Here is a 25,565-nt window from a genome sequence, read left to right as displayed (position 1 = left end):
AAGCTCAGTGTGACAATTATTATATTAAACTAAGTAAGTGTGTGCCATAGCCGCTCTTTAAAAGTGGCTGTGCTAATTTTTCTAACTGTTTTGCATCGATGAATCCCATTCTATAAGCAGCTTCTTCAATGGCACCAATTTTTAATCCTTGACGTTCTTCGATTACTTGAACAAACTGTCCTGCCTGCATCAATGATTGAAATGTTCCGGTGTCAAGCCAAGCTGTTCCTCTGTCGAGAATACTTACTTTGAGTTTTCCTCTTTTTAAATATTCTTTATTAACATCGGTAATTTCCAGTTCTCCTCTATGGCTTGGTTTGATATTCGCCGCTATTTCTACAACATCATTGTCATAAAAATAAATACCCGGTACAGCAAAGTTTGATTTAGGATGTTCGGGTTTTTCTTCAATAGAAAGCACTTTCCCGTCTTTATCAAAATCTACTACACCATATCGTTCGGGATCATGTACGTGGTATGCATAAATAATTCCACCATCCGGATTATTATTGGCTAACAACATATCCGAAAGACCGGTTCCGTAAAAAATATTATCTCCAAGAACTAAGGCAACTTTATCGTTTCCAATGAATTCTTTACCAATGATAAAAGCTTCCGCAAGACCATTTGGGTTTTCTTGAACGGCATATTCAAATCGACAACCCAAACTTTTCCCATCACCTAATAATTGCCTAAATAATGGCAAATCGTGAGGTGTTGATATAATTAAAATTTCATTAATTCCAGACCACAACAAAGTGGATAATGGATAATAAATCATGGGTTTGTCATAAATCGGCATCAACTGTTTGCTTACCGCTAAAGTCAATGGGTGTAATCTTGTTCCTGAACCACCGGCTAAAATAATTCCTTTCATATATTAACTTTTCAATTTTGCCATTTGATGTTTATAGTAGGACTTAAGATACCCAACCAAAATAAATATCGCTATAAACAATAACGGTAATATGAATTTCATTTTTCCGTTAACGGCTTGAGTATTTTTAATATTTAATGTTATGCTATTATCTTTTACGATTTTATCATAATTAACCAATTCAATTCTGTGATTTCCTTGTTCAGTTACTAATGCGTCTTTGGTTTTAATAACTTCGTCCAATTGCGAGTTTTCATTATAATAAACCAATTTATCGCTTTTTTGAGATCCATTTGCGGTCGTTGAAAAAGCATTTAGCAACCCATTAATTTGTGAAATAATCGAATCATTTTCAATCATTTTTACTTTCACATTGTTTAAATATTCTTTCTGAATTATTTTGAAATAATCAGAATTATTAAGAAAGTTTAAAATTGGTTCTACGGTTTTTGCTTCTGCAGTTTCATTATCAGTTGTAAAAGAAATTAAATGATAGGGATAGTTTTTACTAGTCAAGTTTTCGTTAACAATTTTTTTTATGTCGCCATCTTCCGCCAATAATTTTACAAATTCGAAATTTTTATCGCTGTTGTTAATGAATTTATAAACGTCAGTAATTGGCATTATTGCTATTTTCTTAAGTTTTCTTGGTTCTTTTATCCCAACAACTTCTTTTAGAAAAACAGTGTCATTATCATTAATTTTTGAACTAATCAAAGCAATTTTGGCATACAAATAATCTACCGAACCAAAGTTTGGGCTTACAATGATTTCATTATCATAAACTTTTATTGTTCTGTCGAGATATAATCCAATTCCAACTCCAATTCCAAATAATATTCCAACCCAAATAATATTTCTTTTAAAGAATAAAATTCCTCTGAAAATTGCAGTAGAAATATTTTCAAAAAAAGTCCCAATCTTCTTTGAAATTTGTGACAAATCAATTTCTTGATTATCATTATTTTGAGATGTTGCGCTCATAAAAAATAATTATTTTACGTTAAAAATTTGTTCTAATATTTTAATAGTAATTAAATAAGTAGGTTTTACTCCTGTTGTCCCTAATCCTCCTGAAGCCAGTGTACTTCCTGTTTCCAAAGGATTATCAGAAGCATAATAAGCATATCTTACTTTCACATCTTGTGGAATACTTTTTCTGATTTTTGATGCTGATTGAATGGCTTTTTGATAATAAGCTCCTTCCATTTCTAGTCCGATAACTTCCCAAGTTGATTCGTGGAAAAACTTCAATAAATCTTTATTCTGAAGCGATGTTCCCAAAACGGTAACCATTGGTCCTGAACAAACTGGAATTCCGTTTCCTTCAAACATTTCAGCTGATAATTCATTTTCAAAAGGATAGTTATCGGCTGTTCCTTCATTGATGTGTGCCGAAGGAATCATAATATCGCCTTTTCCGCCTTCCAAAATTCCGGCTTTTCCCATTATCGAAACAGACTCAACATTCATGAACGTTCTGTTTTTGCCTTCTTTGTATGGTTTTAATAATTCGTCGATAGTTTCAAATGCCTGTTCGCCAAAAGCATAATCCATTACAATTAACACCGGACTTTCTTTACCCACTTTCGCATTTGGAAAACTGGTTTTTGCCCAATCTATTTTAGCTGTATCAAATATCTGAACGTCGATGTTTGTTCCTGATGCGTCGTCGGGAAGTGAAATCATTCCTTGTTTCAGCGCAACATCTTCAACTTTGTTACGAACATCATTGGCTCCCGATTTACTCAATTCTTCATAAATAAAGAAATCTGATTTGTCCTTGAATTTGGTTTTTAAAACATTCGTCGCAAAAATGGAATTCATCACACTGTGCATATTGGCACTAATCACATGAATTGGTCTTTCAAGAAGATTATTGGCTTTTAAAACTTCTTTGATATTATTTGCCCAGATTTCGCCATGTATATGATGTCCTAATCTTTCTCTTAAAATTGGACTAAACGTAATAACTCTTTTATTATTATCGAGGATTTCTTCAATAGCTAGTTTCCCTAACCAGTAGATGACATGTAAGAAGCGATCTGGTTTTTCTTTGGTTCCAAAATCGTCATAAATTTCCAATACTTCCGAAAAGCTTCTGCCCAAAACATTTGCCGCATGCGAAATCGCAATTTCTTTTTCTTTAAGCGACATTTTTTTATTCTGCGAAACGGCTTCTTCAAGTTTTTCCCAATCGCGAGTAACTTCCCGTTCCAATTCGTCAAGCAAAACTCTATCTTTTATTTTATGCGATTCTATAAAAATAAACGTCAAATGCGTCAAAATATCATAAATGTCCGAACGTCCACGTGTGATTTCCACATTCATTTGTTCGTCATCTATTCGGTAGCAATTTCTTCTACGTTTTGGTGGAACAATCGCCTGAAAATGTGATTTTGAATACCCTTCGTCTGAAGTTAAATTGATAAAACGACATTCTTCAATGCCTACCGGAAGTCTCTCTATTACATAAAGTAAACCGCTTAGTTCTACTTTTTCTTCTGCAATACTTCCGTAAATTTCTGGTCGAAGAGAAAGCAAGGCTTCTCTTAAAGTTTCTCCTGAAACACCCATTGGTTTGTAGAAACCTCTGTTGAATAAATGTCTCATAGTAATGTACAATCGTTCGATAGCTGCCGACGATTCTTGCGCTCTTGAGCGCGAAATGTTTTTAATTTCTTTCATTTTTTATTTTATAACCCGCAAATATAGCCATTTTGTCGTTTAGTTGGTTAAAATTAGGTTTATTGCTGGTTCATAGGCCGACATTTTATTGGATGGATTGGCAATATCTGCTTTGGTTTGCTTGTTCCATTTTCCGCCCGAATACGTGTAAATAAATTCCCTTTCAACATAATTATAAAGCACATAAGGGAAATACATTTTTTGAATAACTGTCTTTTTGGTGTTCGAATCGGTAACTTCTTTTTCTAGTTTATTCTTTTCGATTATCAACTTTTCAAAACCTACAAAGATTCCTGTTTTTGGTATTTTCAAACCAAAATCAGTTACGTTAAAAAAGGTTTTCTTCACCCCTTTTTTTACAGAAACTATAAAGTCTTTGCTCAACAATTCATTTCCAGGCGAACCATCTGAATTAACCATAAAAAAGTGTACTTTGAATGAAGCGCTTTCTAATTGATTGTCGGTAAAAAAATTTACTTGTTTGATGTATCTCGTCCGTTTATATTTTGCAAAATACGGGAAAAATTTAGCGTCAATTCGTGGTCCATTTTCAAAAGCCTGATAGGTTTCGTTTTTTACTTTTCCGATTTCAATTTCTCTGGTTTCAAATCTTTTGGCAATAACAACTTCTGATAATTGAAATGCATTTACCTTCAAAACTACCTTTTCGGCATCTGCTGCTTTAACTGTTTTCTTTTCATAGCCTAAAGCAGAAAAAAGCAGATTTTTATTTGGCAAACAGTTAATGTTAAACTCACCATTTTCCTCAGAAGTAGTGCTGTTGTTTTCATGTTCAACCCAAATATTCACGTAGGAAATAGGTTTGTTATATTCATCAACAACGATACCTTTAGTTTGGGCAGTTAGTGAAAAAGAGAATAGAAATAAAAATAACGCTGTTTTCATCTTTTTTGAATCTTACCTACAAGGTTTTAAAAACCTTGTAGGATATTTAATTGGTCGGCTATTTTTCTGTCGTTACTCAATCTCGGAATTTTGTTTTGTCCGCCCAATTTCCCAATGGATTTCATATAATCCTGGAAACCGTTTTTCGAAACTTTTGAAATAACTAGTGTTTTCAAAACTTTCCCAACAATTAAATCATCATAATACGTGTTTTGTTTACGCATTTCGTTGTCAATTTTTAAGGCAAAATCTTCAAGATTTTCTGGTTCTCCCGAAGCTTCGGGATCAAACTCTATAAACCATTCGTGATACGGCAATCCTGAAATTGGTGCAATCTGCGGCGCAACGGTAAATTCGTTTACACGAATCTTGGAATTTTCCATCGCTTCTTTCAAAGCACATTCGACTTCTTTGCCGATGACGTGTTCGCCAAAAGCAGAAATATAATGTTTGATTCGGCCCGAAACAATCACGCGATATGGATTTAAGCACGTAAACTGAACGGTGTCACCAATATTGTATGCCCAAAGTCCGGCATTCGTAGAAATAATTAAAACATAATTGACATTCAATTCAACTTCGCCAATCGTATAACGTCTTGGTCCCGACCCTTCGGGATCAGTAAAAAATTCATCCGATTTTACGAACTCATAGAAAATTCCCGAGTTCAAGAGCAACAACATCCCTTTAGCTTCCTGTGAATCTTGGTATGCAAAAAATCCTTCCGATGCGGGAAACAATTCAATAGAATCAACTTTTCTTCCGATTAGATTTTCAAATTTGGCGCGATACGGTTCATAATTGACACCGCCATAAATAAACAAATTGAAGTTTTTAAAGATATCACCAACGGGCTTATTGCCTTTTTGTTCCAACTTCTCAAAATACATTTGAACCCAAGACGGAATTCCAGAAATCACGGTCATGTTTTCGTTGAAAGTTTCTTCGACAATCGCATCCACTTTGGTTTCCCAATCTTCAATGCAATTGGTTTCCCAGCTTGGCATTCGGTTTTTCTGCAAATATTTCGGAACAAAATGCGCTACAATCCCAGAAAGCCTTCCGAGTTTGATTCCGTTTTTTTCTTCCAGAATTGGGCTTCCTTGCAGGAAAATCATTTTACCATCCACGAAATCAGTTTTCCCGGTTTTGTGAATAAAATTCAGAATGGCATTTCGTGCAGCTTCAATATGAAACGGCATCGACTCTTTGGTTAACGGTATATACTTTGCGCCCGAAGTTGTGCCCGAAGTCTTGGCAAAATATATCGGTTTCCCTTTCCAGAGAATGTCTTCTTCGCCTTTTACAACTCTATCAACATAAGGTCGTAATTCTTCATAATCCCGAATGGGAACTTGCTTGGCAAAGTCTTCAAAGGATTTGATTTCAGAAAAATGATGGTCTTTCCCAAACTGAGTAAAATCTGCGGAAGCGATAAGATTTTGAAAAACTTTCTGCTGCGTTTCAATGGGATTTTGAACCCATTTTTGAGTTTTTCTGTGGATTATATTCGCAAATATTTTGGCCGCGCCCGATTTTACAGACATAATTTATTTATTTGGAAAATTCTTTTTTAATGCTAGTTCTGTTGAAAGCAATAAATAAAGAACAACTATAATTACAGCGGTTATACTTATCGTCATTTCTATATCAACCGAAAAAGGAAATGCTAATTTCAATAAAGAAAGTAACACTAAAAACAATCCTCCTTCAATCATTCTTAAAGAAGAAAATCGTTGGGCAAAATCCCATCGCTCTTGGCTTTTCGTTGAAGATGAAGTTCTATAACCATAAAGCGAATTAATATCTTTGGGTGGATAATAATACATGATTAATGCTACCAAAAAGAAAATCAAACCCGTTAAAAAAGGGATTCCCATGACATATTCAACTGTTCTATCCATAGTTTCAAAAATTATTCAAATTCAATAAAAATACTCGGGTCAATAGAATACCCATCTTTCCACAATTCAAAATGCAAATGAATGCCGGTAGATTCTTGTCCCGTTGAACCAGCCAAAGCAATAACTTCTCCTGTTTTAACAGCGTCGCCTTGAGAAACCGTTAATGAGGATGCGTGTTTATATACAGAAATAAATCCGTTGTTGTGTCTTATGATTACAACGTTTCCGGTGTTGGGTGTCCAATCGGCAAAGATTATTCTTCCGCTCATGATTGATTTTATCGGAGTGTTTTTCGCCAAAGCAATATCAACCGCATAATGTTTTTCTTTTGGATTGAATTTTTCGGTTATAATTCCTTTTACTGGTGGAAATAAAACAGCCGTAACTTTTGGCTTTGCCTTTTCAAAAAGATTGTATTTATCCTCTCTTTCAACTTCCTCTCTAAACTTTAAATCGGCACTAGAAGGTTTCAATTCTTCTTCAGAGACCGGTTCAGAAACTGATGCTAAAATAGAATCCTTATTGAATTTTGCATATTGTAAATCGCCGGTTAACACCTTTTTAATCGATTCAATATATGCTTCGTTCTTTTTCAAAGCTTGGTTTAATGAATCTGATTTCAGTGCCAATTCGGTAGCATCTTTCTTTAATTGTGTCGAAGCATAACCCGGAATATATTCGCGTAATGGCGTAAATGCAATAATATAAGTGGTCACAAAAATGATTAACAACGCTCCAATTGTGGCTACCACAAAAACATTCATCAGTGTTAATCGAAGCGAAAAAATTTCTTCAAAAGTGTCTTCGTTCAAAATAACCAGACGGTTTTTTGTAAACAGTTTTTTCTTGATTATTTTTCGTTTGAGCCGTTTTTCGGACATGATTGCTTGAATGTGCTACAAATATAGAAAATAAGTTGGCTTTGCCTTTTTACAGTAAACGATGTTTAACTTATATTTATTATGTTGAAATTCAAAAGAATGTTATTTTCTTTTTACCTTTGTCAAAGTCTTTAAAAATAAAATCTGCGAAAGCATAAAATTATATATCATGGGAAGAATTGGTGCAACTGAAATTATTATTATACTAGTAATCGTTTTATTATTATTTGGAGGTAAAAAAATTCCTGAACTAATGAAAGGTTTAGGCTCTGGAATAAATGAATTCAAAAAAGCATCTAAAGGAGAAGAAGATGCTAATGCTACAACTAAAAAAGAAGAGGAAATTAAAAAATAATTTTTGAAATTTTAAATCCCAAATTCCAATTTTATATTTTGGGTTTTGGGATTTTATTTTTGATGCTTTCTATAATATCATCGTCAGCTGAATTCGTTTTCGCTCTTCATCAACGGCAACAACTTTTACCTGAACGTGCTGGTGTAATTTAACAACTTCATTCACATCGGAAACAAAACCTTCTTTAAGTTGCGAAATGTGAACCAAACCACTTTCTTTAATTCCGATATCAACAAAACATCCAAAAGCTGTGATGTTATTTACAATTCCGGGTAAAATCATTCCGGTACGAACATTTTTTATCGTGGTGACTGTTGGGTCAAATTCAAATACTTTTGCCGCTTTTCTGGGATCAAGTCCTGGTTTTTCGAGTTCTTTAACGATATCTTTCAATCCAAGTATTCCAATTTCGGGAGTGATATAATTTTCAAGTTTTATTAATTTGATTTTGTCTTTATTGGCAATCAAATCATTGGTTTTTAAACCCAAATCTTTTGCCATTTTTTCAACAATTGGATACGCTTCGGGATGGACAGCCGAATTGTCCAACGGCTTTTTCCCGTTGTGTATTCGAATAAAAGCCGCAGCTTGTTGATAGGCTTTATCGCCTAAACGTGGCACTTTTTTTAGTTGCTTTCTGTCTTCAAACGGACCATTTTCGGAACGAAACGCCACAATATTTTCGGCCATTTTTTCGCCTATTCCGGATACATAACTCAATAGTGATTTGCTTGCTGTGTTGATATTTATTCCAACAGAATTTACGCAGCGTACGACAACGGTATCTAATTCTTCTTTTAATTTTGTTTGGTCAACGTCATGCTGATATTGTCCAACACCAATTGATTTTGGGTCGATTTTTACCAATTCGGCCAACGGATCTGCCAATCGTCTTCCGATAGAAACAGAGCCTCGAACCGTGACATCATATTTCGGAAATTCATCTCGCGCAATTTTGGATGCCGAATACACCGAAGCACCAGCTTCAGAAACGATAAAAACCTGAACCGGCTTATCAAAAGCAATTTTCTTAATAAAGAATTCGGTTTCACGACTTGCCGTTCCGTTTCCGATAGAAATCACTTCAATATTATACGCATTCACCATCGAACGAATTTTTTTCATCGCCATCGCGCTTTCGTTTTGTGGTTGATGCGGGTAAATAGTTTCGTTGTATAACAAATCGCCTTTTTCATCCAAACAAACTATTTTACAACCAGAACGAAATCCGGGATCAATTGCCAAAATTCGTTTTTCGCCTAATGGCGGTGCTAATAAAAGCTGACTCAAATTCCCTGCAAAAACGTCAATTGCTTTGATGTCGGCTTTTGCTTTGGCTTCTTGCAATGTTTCGTTTGAAATTGCTGGTTCGAGCAATCTTTTATAACTGTCTTTTATGGCTAATTTGATATGTTCGGTCGTTTCATTGTTGGCTTTTATGATTTCATTTTCGATAAAATCTATTGCTTCTTCTCCCGACCTTTCGGGATTCAAATCAATATTTAATTTTACGAAACCTTCTGATTCTGCTCGAAGCATTGCTAATAATCTGTGTGATGGTGCTTTTGATATCGGTTCGGCCCAATCAAAATATTGAGAAAATTTTTGAGCGGCTTCATCGTCTTTTTTGGTTTTCAACACTTTCGTGGAAACACTAGCTTTCCGCTGAAACAAACGACGGAGATTTTTTCGGATGTAAATATTTTCATTTATCCATTCGGCGATAATATCTCGCGCGCCTTGCAACGCTTCGTCTTCATTTTTGACTTTGTCGTTAAGATATTGTGTTGAAATAAAATCAACATCTTCATTTCTTTGACTGAAAATAATTTTTGCCAAAGGTTCCAATCCATTCTCGCGAGCAACATCGGCTCTGGTTTTTTTCTTCTTTTTATAGGGCAAATACAAATCTTCAATTTCCTGTAAATCGAAACTTTCTTTTATTTTTTTGGCTAATTCCGGCGAAAGCTGACCTTGCTCTTCAATGGTTTTTAGAATCGATTCTTTTCGTTTTACGATTTCATTGTATTGCTTCGAAAGTTTGGCAATAGTTTCAATTATAACTTCATCCAGATTTCCGGTTTGGTCTTTTCGGTAACGCGAAATAAAAGGTATGGTACAATCTTCGGAAAGTAATTTTAAAGTGGCGCTAATGTTTTCAGGAACAGTGTTTACCTGGCTTTGAATAAATTGTATGCTGGTCATTTTATTGTTTTAAACGCAAAGTTAGCAAAGAGTTTCGCAAAGTTCGCAAAGGGTTTTATGTTTGAATTTTTAGGAAAGCGTTTCCTAGATTTTCGATAACATCAGTTATCAACATGCTTTCTTCGCTTTGGGTTTCTAAAGTAATATCAGATGCCAGACCATGAATGTAAACTCCAAGCGAAGCAGCATTTAATGGTTCGTAACCTTGAGCCAAAAAAGCTGTGATTATTCCAGTCAGTGCATCGCCCGAACCGCCTTTAGCCAAACCAGAATTTCCGGTAGTATTTTCAAAGCTTTTTTCTCCGTCGGTGATAAAAGTCTTGTGTCCTTTTAGAACAATAACCAACTGTAATTCTTTTGCTTTTATTGTAGCGGTTTGTCGTCTTTTTGATTCGGTTTCGTGGTTTCCAAAAAGCCGGTCAAACTCTTTAAGATGTGGAGTTAGTATAGATTTTTGAGGCAGATTTAAAAGTTCTTTCTGATTTTCTGCCAAAATATTCAAGGCGTCAGCATCAAAAACTATTGGGGTTTTCACATTTGTTATCAATAATTTTAAACTATTTTCTGCTGATTTATTGGTTCCGATTCCTGGTCCAATGGCAAATGAATTATAAGAAGTCCAGTTCTTTTTCTCTTCCCTAAATTCAATCATTACTTCCGGAACAGAAGAGAAGACAGTTGTTCTTTCTTTTTTAGGAATATTTAATGTAACCAAACCGACTCCGGCTCTTAAACAAGCTTTGGCACTTATAATTGCTGCGCCCATTTTAGATTTGCTTCCGGCAATAATTAAAGCATGTCCATGATTTCCTTTATTTGAATCAGGAAATCTTTTTTGAAATATTTTTTGGATACTATTGAGGTCAAGCTTTGTCATAAAATTAATCCTGAACTATGAAATCTTTCGGGTCTTCTTTTTTAAATTCGGGTTGAATATTAATATGATTGATATGGAATTTTTCGAATAAAACGATTTCAACTTTCTCTAATAAAATATTGAATTCGCTCATCTTTATATCTTCAGAGCAATCAAGATGCGCTTCAAGATGCAATTCTTCATCATTTAAATGCCAAACATGAATGTGATGCAGCTTGTTGACTCCTATGATTTTATGAACTTCACGAACAATTTCTTTGATGTCTATATGTTCCGGTGTAAAAAGCATAAGCATTTTAGTTGCTGATTTTATCAAATCGTAGCTTACATAAATCAAATACAATGCGATTAATAACGTCATTACACTATCAACCCAAAACCAACCATAAAATTTCATTAACATACCACCAACTAAAACAGCAACCGAAGCCATCATATCGGTCAATAAATGTAAGTATGCCGATTTCATATTAAGGTTGTGTTCGGAATCTTTTTTGAGTAATAAAACAGAACCGCCGTTTACAACAATTCCTAAAAGTGCTAACCAAATAACTAAACCTGACTTAATTGGTTCAGGATGAAATAATCTTGCAGAAGCTTCATAAATTAAAAATAATGCTACAACAATTAATGTTATGGCATTTATAAAAGCAGCAATAAGTTCGGCTCTTTTGTATCCAAAAGTATGGTCAATTGATGCTTTTCTTCTTGATAATTTATGTGCTACTAAACTAAAAACCAAGGAAAGCACATCAGAAAAATTGTGAAGCGCATCCGAAATCAATGCTAAACTTCCTGATATAATTCCGCCAACAATTTGCGCAATGGTAATTAGTAAATTTAACAAAATGGAGAAAACCAAATTCTTCCCTCTGACTTCGTGTTTGTGAATGTGTACTTGGTTATCTCGCATTTATTGACAAGCTATTTTGTTAACTCTGTTAGCGTGTCTTCCACCTTCAAAATTGGTGGTTAAAAAAGTATCAACCATTTCTACTGCTTGTTGTATCGACGTAAACCGTGCTGGAATACTGATAATATTAGCATCGTTATGTTGACGAGCTAAAGCCGCAATTTCTTTTGTCCAGCACAATGCAGATCGAATCCCTTGATGTTTGTTCACCGTCATATTTATTCCGTTTCCCGAACCACAAATCACCACTCCAAAATCTGCTTTTCCGGTTTCAACATCTGATGCTACAGGATGACCAAAATCGGGATAATCAACACTATCAAAAGTATCGGTTCCGTGATTGCTTATTTCGTATCCTTTTTGTTCTAAAAAGTCAACAATTGCTTTCTTATAATCCGGTCCGGCGTGATCGTTTCCAATTGAGATTTTCATAGTGTTGTATTTTATTCCGCTGCGCTCTATACAATTCGGCTTCGCCTCGGGTGTAATAAGTACGACAAATTTACGGAAACTATTGGTTGTATTTTTAGTTTATTCTAAGTGTTTGATTTTTAATCCCTAAAGGTTTCTATTGATTACATATTTTTTATAACTACTTGAAAATCATTGAAATTTATGCAATCTAAATGTTAAAATTATGGATTGTTAATAGGATTTCGCAATTCATTGATAATCAGTTAACCTTAAATTAACATCAATTGTTAACAACTTCAGATAGAATTTCAGAAGTTTTTTGAGCTTATCTGAATTTAAATTGTAATCAAAAATCCAGTTGGATAAAACAAGTTTAGTTTGGATAATTTTTGGAAAAGTTATCAATATAAAAAGTGTCTTTTTGAACAGAAATTATAATTAAACTTATCTACAAAAAACACCTTTCTTTAGTTGTGAACAACTGTTAACTAAATCTTAAAAAAGGTTAAAAATGAACGATTTAAATTCTAAAAACTATGTTGATAAATTGATATAAAAAAGGATAACTACAAAATCTAATTTTAAAATATAAAGTTATTGTACAAATCAACACGCTATAATAACCATCATAAATTTAAATTTATTTAATTTTTTTTATTGTTGTTTTTAATTAGTGTTGAAAAGTATTGAAAATGTAATTTTTATTTGTCCCTTTTTTTATAAATATAACTTATTCTAATATTTAGTTTTAAAAAGCTATTTTTGAATTCAACTAATTTTAAATAAAAATAATGACTTTAAAATTAAATATAAAAATAGCTCTTTTAATTTTTTTTATTAATTATGTTTCGAAAAGTAGTGCACAAGATGTAACTACTTTAGCTGGATCCACTCAAGGTTTTGCTAATGGTATTGGCACTAACGCACAGTTTAACAATCCTTATGGAGTAGCAACAGATACTAACGGAAATGTATATGTAGCGGATCATGCAAATCATAAAATCCGTAAAATTACTTCTACCGGTGTTGTAACAACTTTAGCAGGTTCAACCCAAGGAAGTAATGATGGATTAGCAGCTTCCGCTCAATTTTATTTTCCTAATGCTATTGCTGTTAATTCTCTTGGTGAAGTATTTGTTGCAGATACTAATAATCATAGAATCCGAAAAATTTCTATTTCTGGAATTGTAACCACTTTTGCTGGTTCTATTATGGGATATAGTGATGGCACAGGTACTGAAGCAAAATTTTCTGCCCCTTTAGGGATTGCTATTGATAGCAATAATAATTTATATGTAACTGATTCTTATAATTATAAAGTCCGTAAAATTACTCCCGCTGGAGTAGTAACCACTTTTGCCGGTTCTACTATTGGATATACTGATGGTATGGGTAGTGGAGCACAATTTGATAGACCTATGGGAATAGCTATTGATACTAATGGCAATTTATATTTAGCAGATATCAACAATAAAAAAATTCGTAAAATCACTTCTTCAGGTTTAGTGAGTACATTAGCAGGATCAATAAACGGGAATGCTGATGGCATTGGAACTGTAGCACAATTTGCAAATCCTTTAGGAGTAGCAGTTGATCAGCAAGGCAATGTATATGTAGCAGATATGGATAATCAATCTATTAGAAAAATTACTCCTTACGGTATTGTTTCTACTTTTACAGGTGCTTCTGGTGGTGGTTATTTAGACGGTCCTTGTTCTACTGCAAAATTCCGTAATCCAACTGGTGTTGCTACAGACTTGAATGGTAATCTTTATATAGCTGATGAACTAAACAATAAAATACGGAAAATAAGTTCTATTTTAAGTAATGATAATTTTTTAAAAAATGAGGCTGTTATCTATCCTAATCCTGCAACTACGATTTTAAATATTAAACTTAAAGGAATTGAGACTAATACAATATTGATAATTACTGATATACTTGGAAAACAATTTTTTAAACAGTCAATAAACGATTTAATAACTACTATTTCAATCAATTCCTTTAGCAAAGGAATGTATTTTTTATCCATACAATCTGGAGGAAAAAAAACGATTCAAAAAATTATTTTTGAATAAAGATTTTGTAATCATTTAACATAAGAAGGTTTGCTAATTTTAGTAGACCTTTTTTATTTCTTTATGTTAGATTTATATTAAAACTCATAACTTATAACTCATAACTTATAACTATTTCGTAATTTTCAGCATTAATTGAAAAATGAAAAATGAGTAAGAAACCTAAAAAATTCGGGAAAAATAAAAAAACCTTTTCCGAAAAGATATTTAAAATATTATCAAAAAACGCGAATAAACCTTTCAACTACAAACAGATTGCTGCTATTTTAGAATTGGACGATACCAAAAGCAGAAACGAAATTATAAAAGATTTAAAAATCCTAGCCGCTCAAAAACTAATCATTGAATCCGAACCAGGAAAGTATTTAGTCAAAGCTTCCAGTCAACAATATTACGAAGGTGTTGTGGATATGACTTCGAGAAAATCAGGTTATTTTGTCTGCGATGAATTAGAAAATGACGTTTATATTCCGTTTATAAATCTGAATCACGCTTTAGATAAGGATAAAGTAAAAGCGTATGTATATGATCGAAGAAGTTCCAGAAAACCGGAAGCTGAAGTAATTGAAATCATCGAAAGACACAAAACAGAATTTGTTGGCGTAGTAGATATTCAGAAGAATTTTGGATTTGTAACTACAGCTAATGCCAAAATGTACACCGATATTTTTATTCCAAAAAATAAATTAGCCGAAGCCGAACACGGCGATGTTGTTTTGGTAAAATTAGAAGATTGGCCTGCAAAAGCAGATTCTCCTTTTGGTTCTGTGATACAAGTACTTGGAAAACCAGGAGAACATAATACTGTAATTCACGCCATTTTAGCAGAATATGGTTTGCCTTATGATTTTCCTATTGAAGTAGAAGCTTATGCTAATAAATTAGATACTTCGATAACTCAAAACGAAATAGATAAACGTCGCGATATGCGAAAAGTATTGACGTTTACGATTGATCCAAAAGATGCAAAAGATTTTGATGACGCGTTGTCATTTCAAGTTTTAGAAAACGGAAACTATGAAATAGGTGTTCACATTGCTGATGTTTCGCATTATTTACAAGAAGGAACTATACTTGATGATGAAGCCTACAAACGTGCCACTTCGGTGTATTTAGTTGATAGAGTTGTACCAATGTTACCCGAAGTGTTATCAAATTTTGCTTGTTCACTTCGTCCTCATGAAGAAAAATATACGTTTTCAGCCATATTTCAATTAAATGCTAAAGCGGAAGTTTTAGATTCCTGGTTTGGCAGAACAATCATTTATTCCGACCAACGTTTTTCGTATGAAGAAGCGCAAAGTATTATTGAAACAAAATCGGATATAATTCCTGCTGAGATTTCGTTAACCGGAAAGGAATATAAAGTTCCTGCAGAAATTGTGGCAGCGACTTTAAAACAAGATGAATTAGCAAAAATTTTACGGAGAAAAAGAATGGCTGATGGCGCGATTTCGTTTGATAAAGTGGAAGTAAAATTTAATTTGGATGAAAATTCAGAACCTGTTGGTGTTTTCTTTAAAATATCAAAAGATGCGAATCATTTGATTGAAGAATTTATGTTGTTAGCCAATAGAAAAGTCGCGGAATTTATAGGAAAACAAAAGAAAACTTTCATTTACAGAATTCACGATGAACCAAACGAAGACAAATTAATCAATCTGCAAACGGTGATTTCTAAGTTTGGTTATGCGATAAACATGAAATCCAAACAAGATATTTCTAAATCATTGAATAAATTATTGAATGATGTCAACGGGAAAAAAGAACAAAATTTAGTTGATACGTTGACGATTCGAAGTATGAGTAAAGCCAAATATTCTACTGAAAATATTGGGCATTATGGATTGGCATTCGATTATTATGGTCATTTCACTTCGCCAATTCGACGTTATCCTGATGTTATGGCGCACCGATTATTGCAATATTATTTAGATGGAGGAAAAAGTGTAAATCAGGATGATTACGAAGAAAAATGTGCCCATTCAAGCGATATGGAAGGTTTGGCAGCACAAGCCGAAAGAGATTCGGTAAAATACATGCAGGTAAAATACATGCAGGATCACAAAGATCAAGAGTTTCTTGGCGTTATTTCCGGAGTTACCGAATGGGGAATTTATGTTGAAATAATCGAAAACAAATGCGAAGGAATGGTTCGAATTCGTGAAATAAAAGAAGATTATTATACGTTTGATGAAAAGCAATATGCTTTGGTCGGTCAAGCAACGCAGAGTATTTTACAGCTTGGAGATGAAGTTTTTGTGAAAGTAAAAAACGCAGATTTAGTTAAGAAACAATTGGATTTCTATTTTATTAGAAGGAATGAATAATAACAATTTGTCACACTGAGCGTGTCATCCTGAGCGCAGTCGAAGGGCGAAGTGCTTTCTAAAATTTAAAGTAATGAAAAAATTAGTTTATAGTTTATTAGCAATCAGTTCAATAGCTTTTGGACAAATTGAAAAAAAACCAGGTGATTTTACCAAAGTAACTTCATTTGATAGAATAGATGTAATGTTAATTCCAGGCAATGAAAATATTGTGCAATTGGATGGAAAAGGAGCCGATGATGTAGAATTGATCAATAAAATAGGTGAATTAAAAATAAGAATGCCAATGACTAAGTTATTGGATGGTGATAATATTTCAGTAACAGTTTATTATGTAAAAATAACTGCAGTCGAAGCTAACGAAGGTTCCAGAATTGCTTGTGGCGATAAAATTAGTTCGGTTGTATTTGATGTTATTGCTAAAGAAGGTTCTGAAATAAAATTGATTTTAGATGTTGAAAAATTGAATGTTAGAACAGCAAATGGGTCAAAGGTTTTACTCGAAGGAAACGCGGATATTCAGGATGTTTTGGTTAATTCGGGTGGAATTTATGAAGCGGAAAAATTAGAGTCACAAATAACCACAGTTTCTTGTAATGCTGGTGGTGAAGCAGCTATTTTTGCAACAAATAGTGTTGATGCTAAAGTTAGAGCCGGTGGTGAGATTACTATTTTTGGGAAGCCAAAACAAATCAACAAAAAGATTGTAGCAGGCGGAACAATTGAAGAGGCTAAGTAGATTTAATTTACTCACGCGCAAAATTTTTTTGAATTTGTGACCCGTGCCTGGAAGGCGAACAGATGAAAATCTTCGATTTTATAATCTTCGATTTTATAATCTTCGATTTTCGATTTTCCATTTTAAATTCTAAATTGCAGAGTCAAAATTTTAACAATGATTTTACTTCAAGATATTTTATCCGCCATTCCGCTTGGTTTCTTTCTAAGTTTTATGATTGGACCAGTATTCTTTGTATTACTCGAAACAAGCGTTGTTAAAGGATTCAGAGCCGCAATTGTTTTTGATGCAGGTGTGGTTTTAGCTGATATTGTCTTTATTACCATTGCTTTTTTTAGTAGTTACCGATTAATTCAAAGTATTAAAGATGACCCGGCTTTGTTCATTTTCGGTGGATTAGTAATGTTGACTTATGGCATTATTTCTTTTGTGAATAACAGAAAGGAAGCCAAAAAAGCCAAACTCGACGAAATCGATCCAACGGAGTTAGCCAAAACCAATTATCTTTCTTTGTTCATTAAAGGTTTTTTTCTCAATTTCATCAATATTGGCGTACTCGGATTTTGGTTAGCAATTCTTATAACTATCGGTCCGCAGCTGGAATTAAAAACATCCAGAATGTTGACTTTTTTCTCCACATTAATTGTTACTTATTTTATAACTGATATTTTCAAAATACTGTTGGCAAAGCAATTACGTAACCAACTCAATCCAAAAAACATTCTTTTAATAAAAAAAATTATTAGCATTGTTTTGATTGTTTCGGGTTTATTTCTACTTAGTCAAGGCTGGTTTCCAAAGGAGCAAAAAATCGTCAATAAGGCTTTTGAAAAGCTGGAGAATGAGCAATAAGATAATTATTATGAAAAGAATTCTATTACTCTTTTCGATTTTTTATACACTTTCATTTTATGGGCAGAATGATACACTTTCTATTGTTCGACATACCGAAAATGATTTAATTACACCGAAAGATGTGAAGGTTCTTTTTAGAGGAATGACTAACGAAATGTTTATTGATGTTCCAAATGCCAAATCATTTACTGTTTCAGGTAGGGATGTCATCAAAAAAGGTAAAAACATTTACACACTTAATCCTGGTGCTGGTAATGAAACAGTTATAAAAATTGATATTGTTTTAAAGAACAATAAAAAAATTGTTGAGAAATATGTTTTTGAGATAAGAAATGTAAAAAGATCAATTACTTGTTTTAATTATACAAAAAGCGATTCCGTAATATTGGCTAATAAGAATCAATTTAAAGATGCTATTATTAGAGTAATCTCTGGGGACAAAAACCTAAATATTGTCCATACAGTAAATAGGTTCAGTCTTAAGATTCCAGGCAGGGAAACTATTATTATTCAAGGCAACAAAATTGACGAAAAGACTTTTAATGATATTAACAAGTATGCATCGAAGGGAGATGAGATAGTAATTTTTGATATAAAGGTTAAGGTTAATATTTCGATTAGTTGCATATTAATAAGTCCAATGGTAATAAGAATACTCTAAAAAAGCAGCAATAAAAAAGAGCTACTATTTCTAGTAACTCTTTTGAGGCATCGTCCGGATTCGAACCGGAGTAGACGGTTTTGCAGACCGGTGCCTAGCCGCTCGGCCACGATGCCAAGTATGGCGGCAAATATATAAAACAATTGATAATTAACAATTGATAATTGATAATTTTTAGAATACGTAATACGTAATCTGAAATTCGTAATCATTTCTAACTTCTATATTCCTCCATTTCAATGGTAACCGCTTCAACATCACCACCAATTGGTGGATTAAGTTTTGAAACCGCTAAAAGAATTCTCGAAACAGAGGGAATTTCACCAAAAATTCTAGAAATAATTCTATGACCTACATGCTCTAATAATTTAGAACGAACAGCCATTTCTTCTACAACTATTTGATTTAAAAGCACATAATCAACGGTGTCTTTAAGTTCATCAGAAGAAGAAGATTTTCTTAAATCGGTTTTAATTTCTAAATCCACACGATAATCAGAACCAATTAAAGACTCTTCTTTTAAGCATCCATGAAATGAAAAAGTTCTAATATTTTGAAGTTTTATGGTGCCCATTTTTATAGTGTTCAGTGTTCGGTAATTAGTGTTCAGTCTGTATAGTTTAAATTATAGCGCTTCTATTGTCTATTCTCTATTATCTATCATCTAAATTTTTATCTTTGCTAAAATTACGAAAATAATGTCAACAGAAGAAAAGTCGCTTAATTTCATTGAACAAATAATAGAAGAAGATTTGAAAAAAGGTTTGTCAAACGACAAATTACGTTTTCGTTTTCCACCTGAACCTAACGGATATTTGCATATTGGTCATGCCAGCGCGATTTGTTTAAACTTTGGATTAGGAATCGATTATCAGGCGCCAGTAAATTTGCGTTTTGATGATACGAATCCCGCAAAAGAAGAGCAGGAATATGTAGATGCTATCAAAAGAGATATTGAATGGCTTGGTTATCAATGGAGTAATGAATGTTATGCTTCTGATTATTTTCAGCAATTATATGACTGGGCAGTTGAATTTATCAAGAAAGGAAAAGCTTATGTTGACAGTCAGTCTTCCGAAGATATGGCTATTCAAAAAGGAACACCAACAACTCCCGGAACCAATTCGCCTTATAGAGACCGTTCAGTTTCAGCCAATTTAGATTTGTTTGAAAGAATGAAAAACGGCGAGTTTCCTAACGGAACACATATTCTTCGTGCCAAAATAAGTATGGGTGCCAATAATATGTTGATGCGAGACCCAATTATGTACCGAATTCTGCATGCACATCATCACCGAACCGGAAATGATTGGTGTATTTATCCAATGTACGATTGGGCTCATGGAGAAAGTGATTATTTGGAGCAAATTTCACATTCATTCTGTACGCTTGAATTTTTGCCGCACAGAGAATTATACGATTGGTTTTTAGACCAGGTTTATGATGAAACCAAAGTGCGTCCAAAACAAAGAGAATTTGCTCGTAGAAATTTGTCACATACAGTTGTTTCAAAAAGAAAACTGCTGCAATTAGTAGAAGAAAAGCATGTTACTTCTTGGGATGATCCGAGAATGAGCACGATTACGGGAATGAGAAGACGCGGTTATCCACCAATGGCGATTCGGAATTTTGCAAATACAATCGGAATTGCAAAACGTACAAATCTGATTGATGTTTCTCTTTTGGAATTTTGCGTTCGAGAAGAATTGAACAAAACTACCTCAAGAGTAATGGCGGTTTTGAATCCGGTGAAGCTGGTTATTACCAACTATCCCGAAGGGAAAGAAGAGATTTTAGATGCAGAAAACAGTCCGGAAGACGAAAGCTTAGGTTTTAGAAAAGTTCCTTTTTCAAAAGAATTGTATATCGAAAGAGAAGATTTTCAGGAAGAAGCCAACAAGAAGTTTTTCCGATTGACACTTGGAACAGAAGTTCGTTTGAAAAATGGGTACATCATTAAAGGCGAAAGCGTTGTAAAAGATGCAGCCGGAAATATAACAGAAATTCATTGTACTTATGATGAAGATTCCAGAAGCGGAAGCGGAACGGAAGCTTCTCAAAGAAAAGTAAAAGGAACGATTCACTGGGTTTCTATCAATCATGCGATTGAAGCGGAAATTCGTATTTATGATCGATTGTTTACACATGAAAATCCGGATGGAGATAAAGAGGTTGATTTCAAAGAATACATTAATCCAAATTCGTTGGAAGTAATTAAAGGATATTTAGAACCAAGTTTGGCAACAGCCAAAAATGGAGAGCGTTTCCAATTTCAACGTTTGGGATATTACTGTGTTGATAAAGATTCTTCTCCCGAAGCCTCGGGAGAAAAATTGGTTTTTAATAAAACAGTTGGCTTGAGAGATACTTGGGCAAAAGTGGAAAGTAAAGAATAATTTCAAAATAGATTTCATCAATAGAATGCCTGCTTATTAGCGGGCTTTCTTATTATTTATAAAACTTATACTAATTATAAAACATATAATTTTTAGCAATTAAAATCGGCTTTCATAAATTGATTTTATGGCAATTTTAAAAATATGACAAGTCAAATTACCATTCATTTATAGAACTTCCATTATTTCGCTTTAAAATAAGTTTTCCCTGTTTAATCACAATTTAACAACTTGTCTGACGTAATTTTTGTAAATTCACTAAATTAAAATTTAAAAGTCATGTCAACTAAAAACGGAAATGGGATTTTAGCACTTATTGCAGGTGCGGCAATTGGAGCGGCAATCGGAATTTTATTTGCTCCGGATAAAGGTGCAAAAACCAGAGAAAAAATAAAAGAAGGCTTAGATGATTTAAAAGATGAAACCAAAGAGAAATTTTCAAAAACTAAAGATGAGTTGAAAGACACGGTTGAAGATTTACTTTCGCAATCGAGTTATAAAGCCGAAGAAGCAATTACCTTTTTGGAAGAGAAATTAGCCGAGCTTAAAAAACAAAACGCCAAACTTCATAAATAATGTTGGAAGAATTAAAAGAAAACGTTGAAGACATTCAGGAAAATACCAAAGCTTATATAGAAAGCAATATTGCTTATTATAAACTTTGGGGTTTCAAAGTAGCCATGAAGTCAACGACTTTGGCAGTCAAATTTTTTCTGATTGCCATTTGCCTAATGATTGTTCTGCTTTTTGTTTCAGTTGCCGGAGCTTTAGCAATAGGACATTTACTTGACAGTTATGTTTTAGGATTTTTGATTATAGCCGGAATTTATCTGATATTGGTTTTCCTTTTATTTTTGGTGAAAGACAAAATTGTGGAAGGTCCGGTTCTGGAGAAATTCTCTGAAATATTTTTTAACGAAGATTAATTATGGAACCCAAAAAATATTCATCTTACGCTGAAATCGATCACGACTTAAAAATTCTGAAAGTGCAAAGAGAAATCCATTATCAAAAAATAATGTTGAGTATCGAAAAGACTAAGGAAAGTTTTCTTCCTTCTAAAACAGTTTCGTTAATTAGTGACATCTATCAAAAAGCAACATCAGGAATGTTGGGAACGATTTTAAAGATTGCGATTCCGTTTGTAATCAATTGGTATGTAAATAGAAAAAGAGGCGATTAAGCCTCTTTTTTATTAAATATAACTACTTTTATTTTGCTGGTTCTTCCGGGCTAGAAGTGTCAGACGGATTATAATCTAAGGACGTATGATTTCCTGTTTTCTTAACTTTTCTTGGTTGTCTTTTCATTTCTTCGCCAATAATGTTTGATGCTGTGAAACTAGTAACCATACTGTTTAACATATCACTTGCAGCTTGTGGAGAATTTGGCAATAAAATCAAATTCGAATTTGTATCAGCACCAATTGCCTGAAGCGTGTCGTAATGTTGTGTAATTACAATCAAAGCCGACGCTTCTTGTGAATTGATTCCAACTTCGTTTAAAACAGCAACACTTTCTACCAAACCTTTCGCAATTTCTCTACGTTGGTCAGCAATACCTTGACCTTGTAATTTTTTGCTTTCCGCTTCGGCTTTTGCTTTAGCAACTATTCTGATTCGTTGTGCATCCGATTCGAACATAGCAGCCGTTTTTTCTCTTTCGGCAGCATTGATTCTGTTCATGGCATTTTTTACTTGAATATCTGGGTCGATATCAGTAACTAAAGTATTGATGATATCGTAACCATAAGTCGTCATTGCTTCATTTAATTCGCGTTTTACAGCAATAGCAATATCGTCTTTTCTTAAAAAAACATCATCCAAAATCAATTTTGGAACTTCGGCACGAACTACGTCAAACACATAAGCTGTGATTTGGTCATGAGGATATTCCAATTTATAAAACGCTTCATAAACGTGCTCAGGAATTACCTTAAACTGAACAGAAACTTTCATTTTGACAAACACATTGTCTTTAGTTTGTGTTTCGATGATAACATCTAATTGCTGGATTCTTAAATTCACACGACCGGCGATTCGGTCAATAATTGGAAGTTTGAGTTGTAAACCGGAATTTCGGATACTTAAAAACTTTCCGAATCGTTCAACAACGACTGCGGTTTGCTGTTTTACAGTGAAAAAGGATGAAAAAAGAATAATGATTCCTAAGAATAAAAAAATAAAAAAGATAGTTGGCATAATTTAAAATTTTAGTTAGTAAAGTTGTTGTACGAAAAAAATGTATGTTTGTTACAAATAAAAAGTTACGAATTCATGATTAAAAAAATTTCAATCCTTTTGTTGTTTACGACAACTATTGGATTTGCACAATACGGATATAGAGATTCCAATATGATTGGAGTTACTTTGGGATTAAATCAATTTAGTGTAAATACTTCAGATTTTGAATCAAAGCCCGGAACAGGTTGGAATGTTGGGCTTTCTATGAGAGGAAATGCCTTTAATGATTGGGATGCACTATATGGAATTCAGTTTAGTGAATACAACTTTAAAGTGGCGACTTTAAACCAAACGCTTAACGATAGAGAGACCAATTTTAAATTGCCTTGTGCTAACATAACGTTTCAGTTGAGTTATAAAATTATCGAAAACCATCTGAGTTTTGAATTTGGCCCACTGGTTCAAATCAATGGAAAACTTGCTGTAGAAAAAACAGATGAAGACTATCTTATCAAAGGAGATGAGGAAACCACCGCAAAGGATATAACCAATATTAGCAATTTTAGTTTTTATCCACTTATAGGTGTTACAGCCGGAGTTAGAAACGTGAGATTAAATGTTTCTTATCAATATGGCATAAATAACATGCTCGGAAAACTTGATGCTGGTTACAGCGGACACGCTTCTGTAATTAATGGGAATGTAATTTTCTATTTCTAATAAAAAAGTACCGATAATTCGGCACTTTTCTTTTTATAAACTATCGATTGCTTTCTCCAATCGTTTGATGGTTTCTTCTTTTCCAATCAACTCAACAATATCAAAAAGATGCGGACCTTTTAAGGCTCCAACCAAACTCAAGCGAAAAGGCTGCATTACTTTTCCCATTCCAATTTCGTTTTGTGTCATCCAGTCTTTTACCACAAATTCAATATTAGCCGAAGTGAAATCGCTAATATTTTCTAACACAGAAATTAACTCCTGCATTGTTCTTGGCGTGTCTTCTTTCCAGTTTTTGGACGCTTTTTCATCATAGGATGTTGGTGCTTCAAAAAAGAAGCTACTCATGTCCCAAAACTCTGAAACGAAGTTTGCTCGTTCTTTTACCAGCGAAACAATCTTTACCAATGAAGTATAATCAACATCAATTCCTTTTTCATAAAGAATAGGAGCATAACTTTTGGCCAAACTCTCATCATCTTGCTTTTGCAAATATTGATGATTGAACCATTTGTTTTTATCAGGATCAAATTTAGCACCGGCTTTATGAACTCGGTTTAAATCAAATTTTTCTACTAATTCTTCCAATGAGAATAACTCTTGCTCAGTTCCATCATTCCAGCCCAATAATGCCAGGAAGTTAATTACCGCTTCCGGGAAAAAACCTATTTCTCTGTAACCTGAGGATATTCCTTCTTTTGATTTCCACTCCAATGGAAACACAGGAAAACCTAATTTATCGCCATCGCGTTTTGATAATTTTCCGTTTCCGATAGGTTTTAAAATCAATGGTAAATGCGCAAACTCCGGAGCCTGCCAACCAAAGGCATTATACATAGATAAATGCAAAGGAAGAGAAGATAACCATTCTTCACCGCGAATCACATGCGAGGTTTCCATCAAATGGTCATCTACAATATTTGCTAAATGGTAAGTTGGCATACCGTCAGACTTGAACAATACTTTATCATCCAGTAATTCTTTTTTGAAAGTAACATGACCTCTTATAATATCTGTTGTAGAAATTATTCCATGTACTCCATCTTTTGGATCATGTATTTTAAATCTAATAACATAATCATCACCATTTTCGATTCTTCTTTTCACTTCTTCTTTAGATAAAGTAAAAGAGTTGGAAAGTTTCTCCCGTATTTCCCAATTATATATGAAGGTTTTGCCGTTTGCTTCAGTTTCTCTTCTTAACTCGTCCAAAGCATCCGCAGTATCAAAAGCATAATACGCCCAACCTGAATTAATCAATTGGTCAGCATATTGTTTATACAATTCTTTTCTTTCCGATTGACGGTAAGGTCCAAACTTTTCGTTCTTCCCAACGGTTTCGCTTGGTGAAATTCCCAACCATTCCAAAGCTTCAAAAATATATTGTTCAGCACCGGGAACAAAACGATTTTGGTCGGTATCTTCTATTCTAAGATAGAAAACACCGTTATGTTTTTTGGCAAATAAGTAATTGAATAAGGCAGTTCTAACACCTCCAATATGTAAAGGTCCGGTTGGACTTGGAGCAAAACGAACTCTAACAGGTCTTGACATTTCTTTAAATTTTCGACAAAGATAATCAG

Annotated in this window: 25 protein-coding genes and 1 tRNA gene; 11 read left to right on the top strand and 15 right to left on the bottom strand. The window is 33.6% G+C overall.

Annotated features, from left to right (window positions below):
* Positions 1-19: 19 nt before the first annotated feature.
* From rfbA to RMN97_RS09305, 7 genes are read right to left on the bottom strand one after another with little or no spacing between them, the layout of a single operon-like run.
* Positions 20-877 (bottom strand): glucose-1-phosphate thymidylyltransferase RfbA, encoded by an 858-nt coding sequence (rfbA, locus tag RMN97_RS09335; protein ID WP_309614247.1) that lies wholly within the window; start codon positions 875-877, stop codon positions 20-22.
* A gap of 3 nt (positions 878-880) precedes the next feature.
* Positions 881-1,861: a hypothetical protein gene (locus tag RMN97_RS09330; RefSeq protein WP_309614246.1), complete on the bottom strand. Its 981-nt coding sequence runs from the start codon at positions 1,859-1,861 to the stop codon at positions 881-883.
* Positions 1,862-1,870: 9 nt separating this feature from the next.
* Positions 1,871-3,565 carry a DUF6909 family protein gene (locus RMN97_RS09325; protein ID WP_309614245.1) on the bottom strand — a complete coding sequence of 565 codons (1,695 nt, stop codon included), beginning with the start codon at positions 3,563-3,565 and terminating at the stop codon, positions 1,871-1,873.
* A 39-nt stretch (positions 3,566-3,604) separates the two neighbouring features.
* Positions 3,605-4,471: a carboxypeptidase-like regulatory domain-containing protein gene (locus RMN97_RS09320; protein WP_309614244.1), complete on the bottom strand. Its 867-nt coding sequence runs from the start codon at positions 4,469-4,471 to the stop codon at positions 3,605-3,607.
* Positions 4,472-4,497: 26 nt separating this feature from the next.
* Complete coding sequence (locus RMN97_RS09315) at positions 4,498-6,018, bottom strand: GH3 auxin-responsive promoter family protein (protein WP_309614243.1); 1,521 nt, start codon at positions 6,016-6,018, stop codon at positions 4,498-4,500.
* A gap of 3 nt (positions 6,019-6,021) precedes the next feature.
* Positions 6,022-6,375: an SdpI family protein gene (locus RMN97_RS09310; protein ID WP_309614242.1), complete on the bottom strand. Its 354-nt coding sequence runs from the start codon at positions 6,373-6,375 to the stop codon at positions 6,022-6,024.
* 11 nt (positions 6,376-6,386) lie between these two features.
* Positions 6,387-7,187 carry a M23 family metallopeptidase gene (locus tag RMN97_RS09305; RefSeq protein ID WP_309614241.1) on the bottom strand — a complete coding sequence of 267 codons (801 nt, stop codon included), beginning with the start codon at positions 7,185-7,187 and terminating at the stop codon, positions 6,387-6,389.
* Positions 7,188-7,425: 238 nt separating this feature from the next.
* Here RMN97_RS09305 and tatA point away from each other — a divergent pair, with 238 nt between their 5' ends.
* Positions 7,426-7,611 (top strand): twin-arginine translocase TatA/TatE family subunit, encoded by a 186-nt coding sequence (gene tatA, locus RMN97_RS09300; RefSeq protein ID WP_309614240.1) that lies wholly within the window; start codon positions 7,426-7,428, stop codon positions 7,609-7,611.
* Between the two features lie 69 nt (positions 7,612-7,680).
* On the opposite strand, the gene RMN97_RS09295 is transcribed toward tatA, so the two are convergent.
* The 4 genes from RMN97_RS09295 to rpiB are packed head-to-tail and all read right to left on the bottom strand — an operon-like array spanning position 7,681 to position 12,038.
* Positions 7,681-9,816 carry a Tex family protein gene (locus RMN97_RS09295; protein WP_309614239.1) on the bottom strand — a complete coding sequence of 712 codons (2,136 nt, stop codon included), beginning with the start codon at positions 9,814-9,816 and terminating at the stop codon, positions 7,681-7,683.
* A gap of 55 nt (positions 9,817-9,871) precedes the next feature.
* Positions 9,872-10,693: an NAD(P)H-hydrate dehydratase gene (locus RMN97_RS09290; protein ID WP_309614238.1), complete on the bottom strand. Its 822-nt coding sequence runs from the start codon at positions 10,691-10,693 to the stop codon at positions 9,872-9,874.
* Between the two features lie 4 nt (positions 10,694-10,697).
* Complete coding sequence (locus tag RMN97_RS09285; RefSeq protein ID WP_309614237.1) at positions 10,698-11,606, bottom strand: cation diffusion facilitator family transporter; 909 nt, start codon at positions 11,604-11,606, stop codon at positions 10,698-10,700.
* Positions 11,607-12,038, bottom strand: a complete 432-nt coding sequence (gene rpiB / locus RMN97_RS09280; RefSeq protein WP_309614236.1) for a ribose 5-phosphate isomerase B — start codon at positions 12,036-12,038, stop codon at positions 11,607-11,609. It lies immediately after the preceding gene.
* Between the two features lie 773 nt (positions 12,039-12,811).
* On the opposite strand from rpiB, the gene RMN97_RS09275 reads away from it, so the two are divergent.
* The 5 genes from RMN97_RS09275 (at position 12,812) to RMN97_RS09255 (ending at position 18,683) form a co-directional block, all read left to right on the top strand.
* Positions 12,812-14,098 carry a T9SS type A sorting domain-containing protein gene (locus tag RMN97_RS09275; protein WP_309614235.1) on the top strand — a complete coding sequence of 429 codons (1,287 nt, stop codon included), beginning with the start codon at positions 12,812-12,814 and terminating at the stop codon, positions 14,096-14,098.
* Between the two features lie 149 nt (positions 14,099-14,247).
* The gene (gene rnr / locus RMN97_RS09270; RefSeq protein ID WP_309614234.1) at positions 14,248-16,428 is read left to right on the top strand and encodes a ribonuclease R; all 2,181 of its coding nucleotides are present in this window, start codon (positions 14,248-14,250) and stop codon (positions 16,426-16,428) included.
* Positions 16,429-16,501: 73 nt separating this feature from the next.
* On the top strand, positions 16,502-17,167 hold the full coding sequence (locus tag RMN97_RS09265; RefSeq protein ID WP_309614233.1) for a head GIN domain-containing protein: 666 nt from the start codon (positions 16,502-16,504) through the stop codon (positions 17,165-17,167).
* Between the two features lie 156 nt (positions 17,168-17,323).
* The gene (locus RMN97_RS09260; RefSeq protein ID WP_309614232.1) at positions 17,324-18,019 is read left to right on the top strand and encodes a LysE family transporter; all 696 of its coding nucleotides are present in this window, start codon (positions 17,324-17,326) and stop codon (positions 18,017-18,019) included.
* Positions 18,009-18,683, top strand: a complete 675-nt coding sequence (locus tag RMN97_RS09255; RefSeq protein WP_309614231.1) for a GldM family protein — start codon at positions 18,009-18,011, stop codon at positions 18,681-18,683. Before RMN97_RS09260 ends, RMN97_RS09255 begins: the two co-directional genes overlap by 11 nt.
* A 45-nt stretch (positions 18,684-18,728) precedes the next feature.
* Here RMN97_RS09255 and RMN97_RS09250 read toward each other — a convergent pair.
* Both RMN97_RS09250 and folB read right to left on the bottom strand, forming a co-directional pair.
* Positions 18,729-18,799: transfer RNA gene (locus tag RMN97_RS09250), tRNA-Cys, on the bottom strand.
* A 98-nt stretch (positions 18,800-18,897) separates the two neighbouring features.
* Positions 18,898-19,257 carry a dihydroneopterin aldolase gene (gene folB, locus RMN97_RS09245; RefSeq protein ID WP_309614230.1) on the bottom strand — a complete coding sequence of 120 codons (360 nt, stop codon included), beginning with the start codon at positions 19,255-19,257 and terminating at the stop codon, positions 18,898-18,900.
* Positions 19,258-19,381: 124 nt separating this feature from the next.
* Between folB and RMN97_RS09240 the strand changes: the two genes are divergently transcribed.
* From RMN97_RS09240 to RMN97_RS09225, 4 genes are all read left to right on the top strand, one after another.
* Positions 19,382-21,079 carry a glutamine--tRNA ligase/YqeY domain fusion protein gene (locus tag RMN97_RS09240; RefSeq protein ID WP_309614229.1) on the top strand — a complete coding sequence of 566 codons (1,698 nt, stop codon included), beginning with the start codon at positions 19,382-19,384 and terminating at the stop codon, positions 21,077-21,079.
* 279 nt (positions 21,080-21,358) lie between these two features.
* Positions 21,359-21,655: a YtxH domain-containing protein gene (locus RMN97_RS09235; protein ID WP_309614228.1), complete on the top strand. Its 297-nt coding sequence runs from the start codon at positions 21,359-21,361 to the stop codon at positions 21,653-21,655.
* Positions 21,652-22,005: a competence protein gene (locus RMN97_RS09230; RefSeq protein ID WP_409024887.1), complete on the top strand. Its 354-nt coding sequence runs from the start codon at positions 21,652-21,654 to the stop codon at positions 22,003-22,005. The genes RMN97_RS09235 and RMN97_RS09230 overlap by 4 nt, the downstream gene beginning before the upstream one ends.
* Positions 22,006-22,007: 2 nt before the next feature.
* Positions 22,008-22,262: a DUF6327 family protein gene (locus RMN97_RS09225; protein ID WP_309614226.1), complete on the top strand. Its 255-nt coding sequence runs from the start codon at positions 22,008-22,010 to the stop codon at positions 22,260-22,262.
* 28 nt (positions 22,263-22,290) lie between these two features.
* Here the strand turns inward: RMN97_RS09225 and RMN97_RS09220 are convergent, their stop codons facing one another.
* Entirely contained in the window at positions 22,291-23,280 is a 990-nt protein-coding gene (locus RMN97_RS09220) for an SPFH domain-containing protein (protein ID WP_309614225.1), read from the bottom strand.
* 75 nt (positions 23,281-23,355) lie between these two features.
* On the opposite strand from RMN97_RS09220, the gene RMN97_RS09215 reads away from it, so the two are divergent.
* Positions 23,356-23,982: a PorT family protein gene (locus tag RMN97_RS09215; protein WP_309614224.1), complete on the top strand. Its 627-nt coding sequence runs from the start codon at positions 23,356-23,358 to the stop codon at positions 23,980-23,982.
* Between the two features lie 33 nt (positions 23,983-24,015).
* Here the strand turns inward: RMN97_RS09215 and gltX are convergent, their stop codons facing one another.
* Entirely contained in the window at positions 24,016-25,536 is a 1,521-nt protein-coding gene (gene gltX, locus RMN97_RS09210) for a glutamate--tRNA ligase (protein ID WP_309614223.1), read from the bottom strand.
* Positions 25,537-25,565: the final 29 nt, after the last annotated feature.

Origin of the sequence: Flavobacterium sp., from assembly GCF_031381455.1 — a bacterium.
Lineage (GTDB): Bacteria > Bacteroidota > Bacteroidia > Flavobacteriales > Flavobacteriaceae > Flavobacterium.
This window is presented reverse-complemented; position numbering and strand designations above follow the sequence as displayed.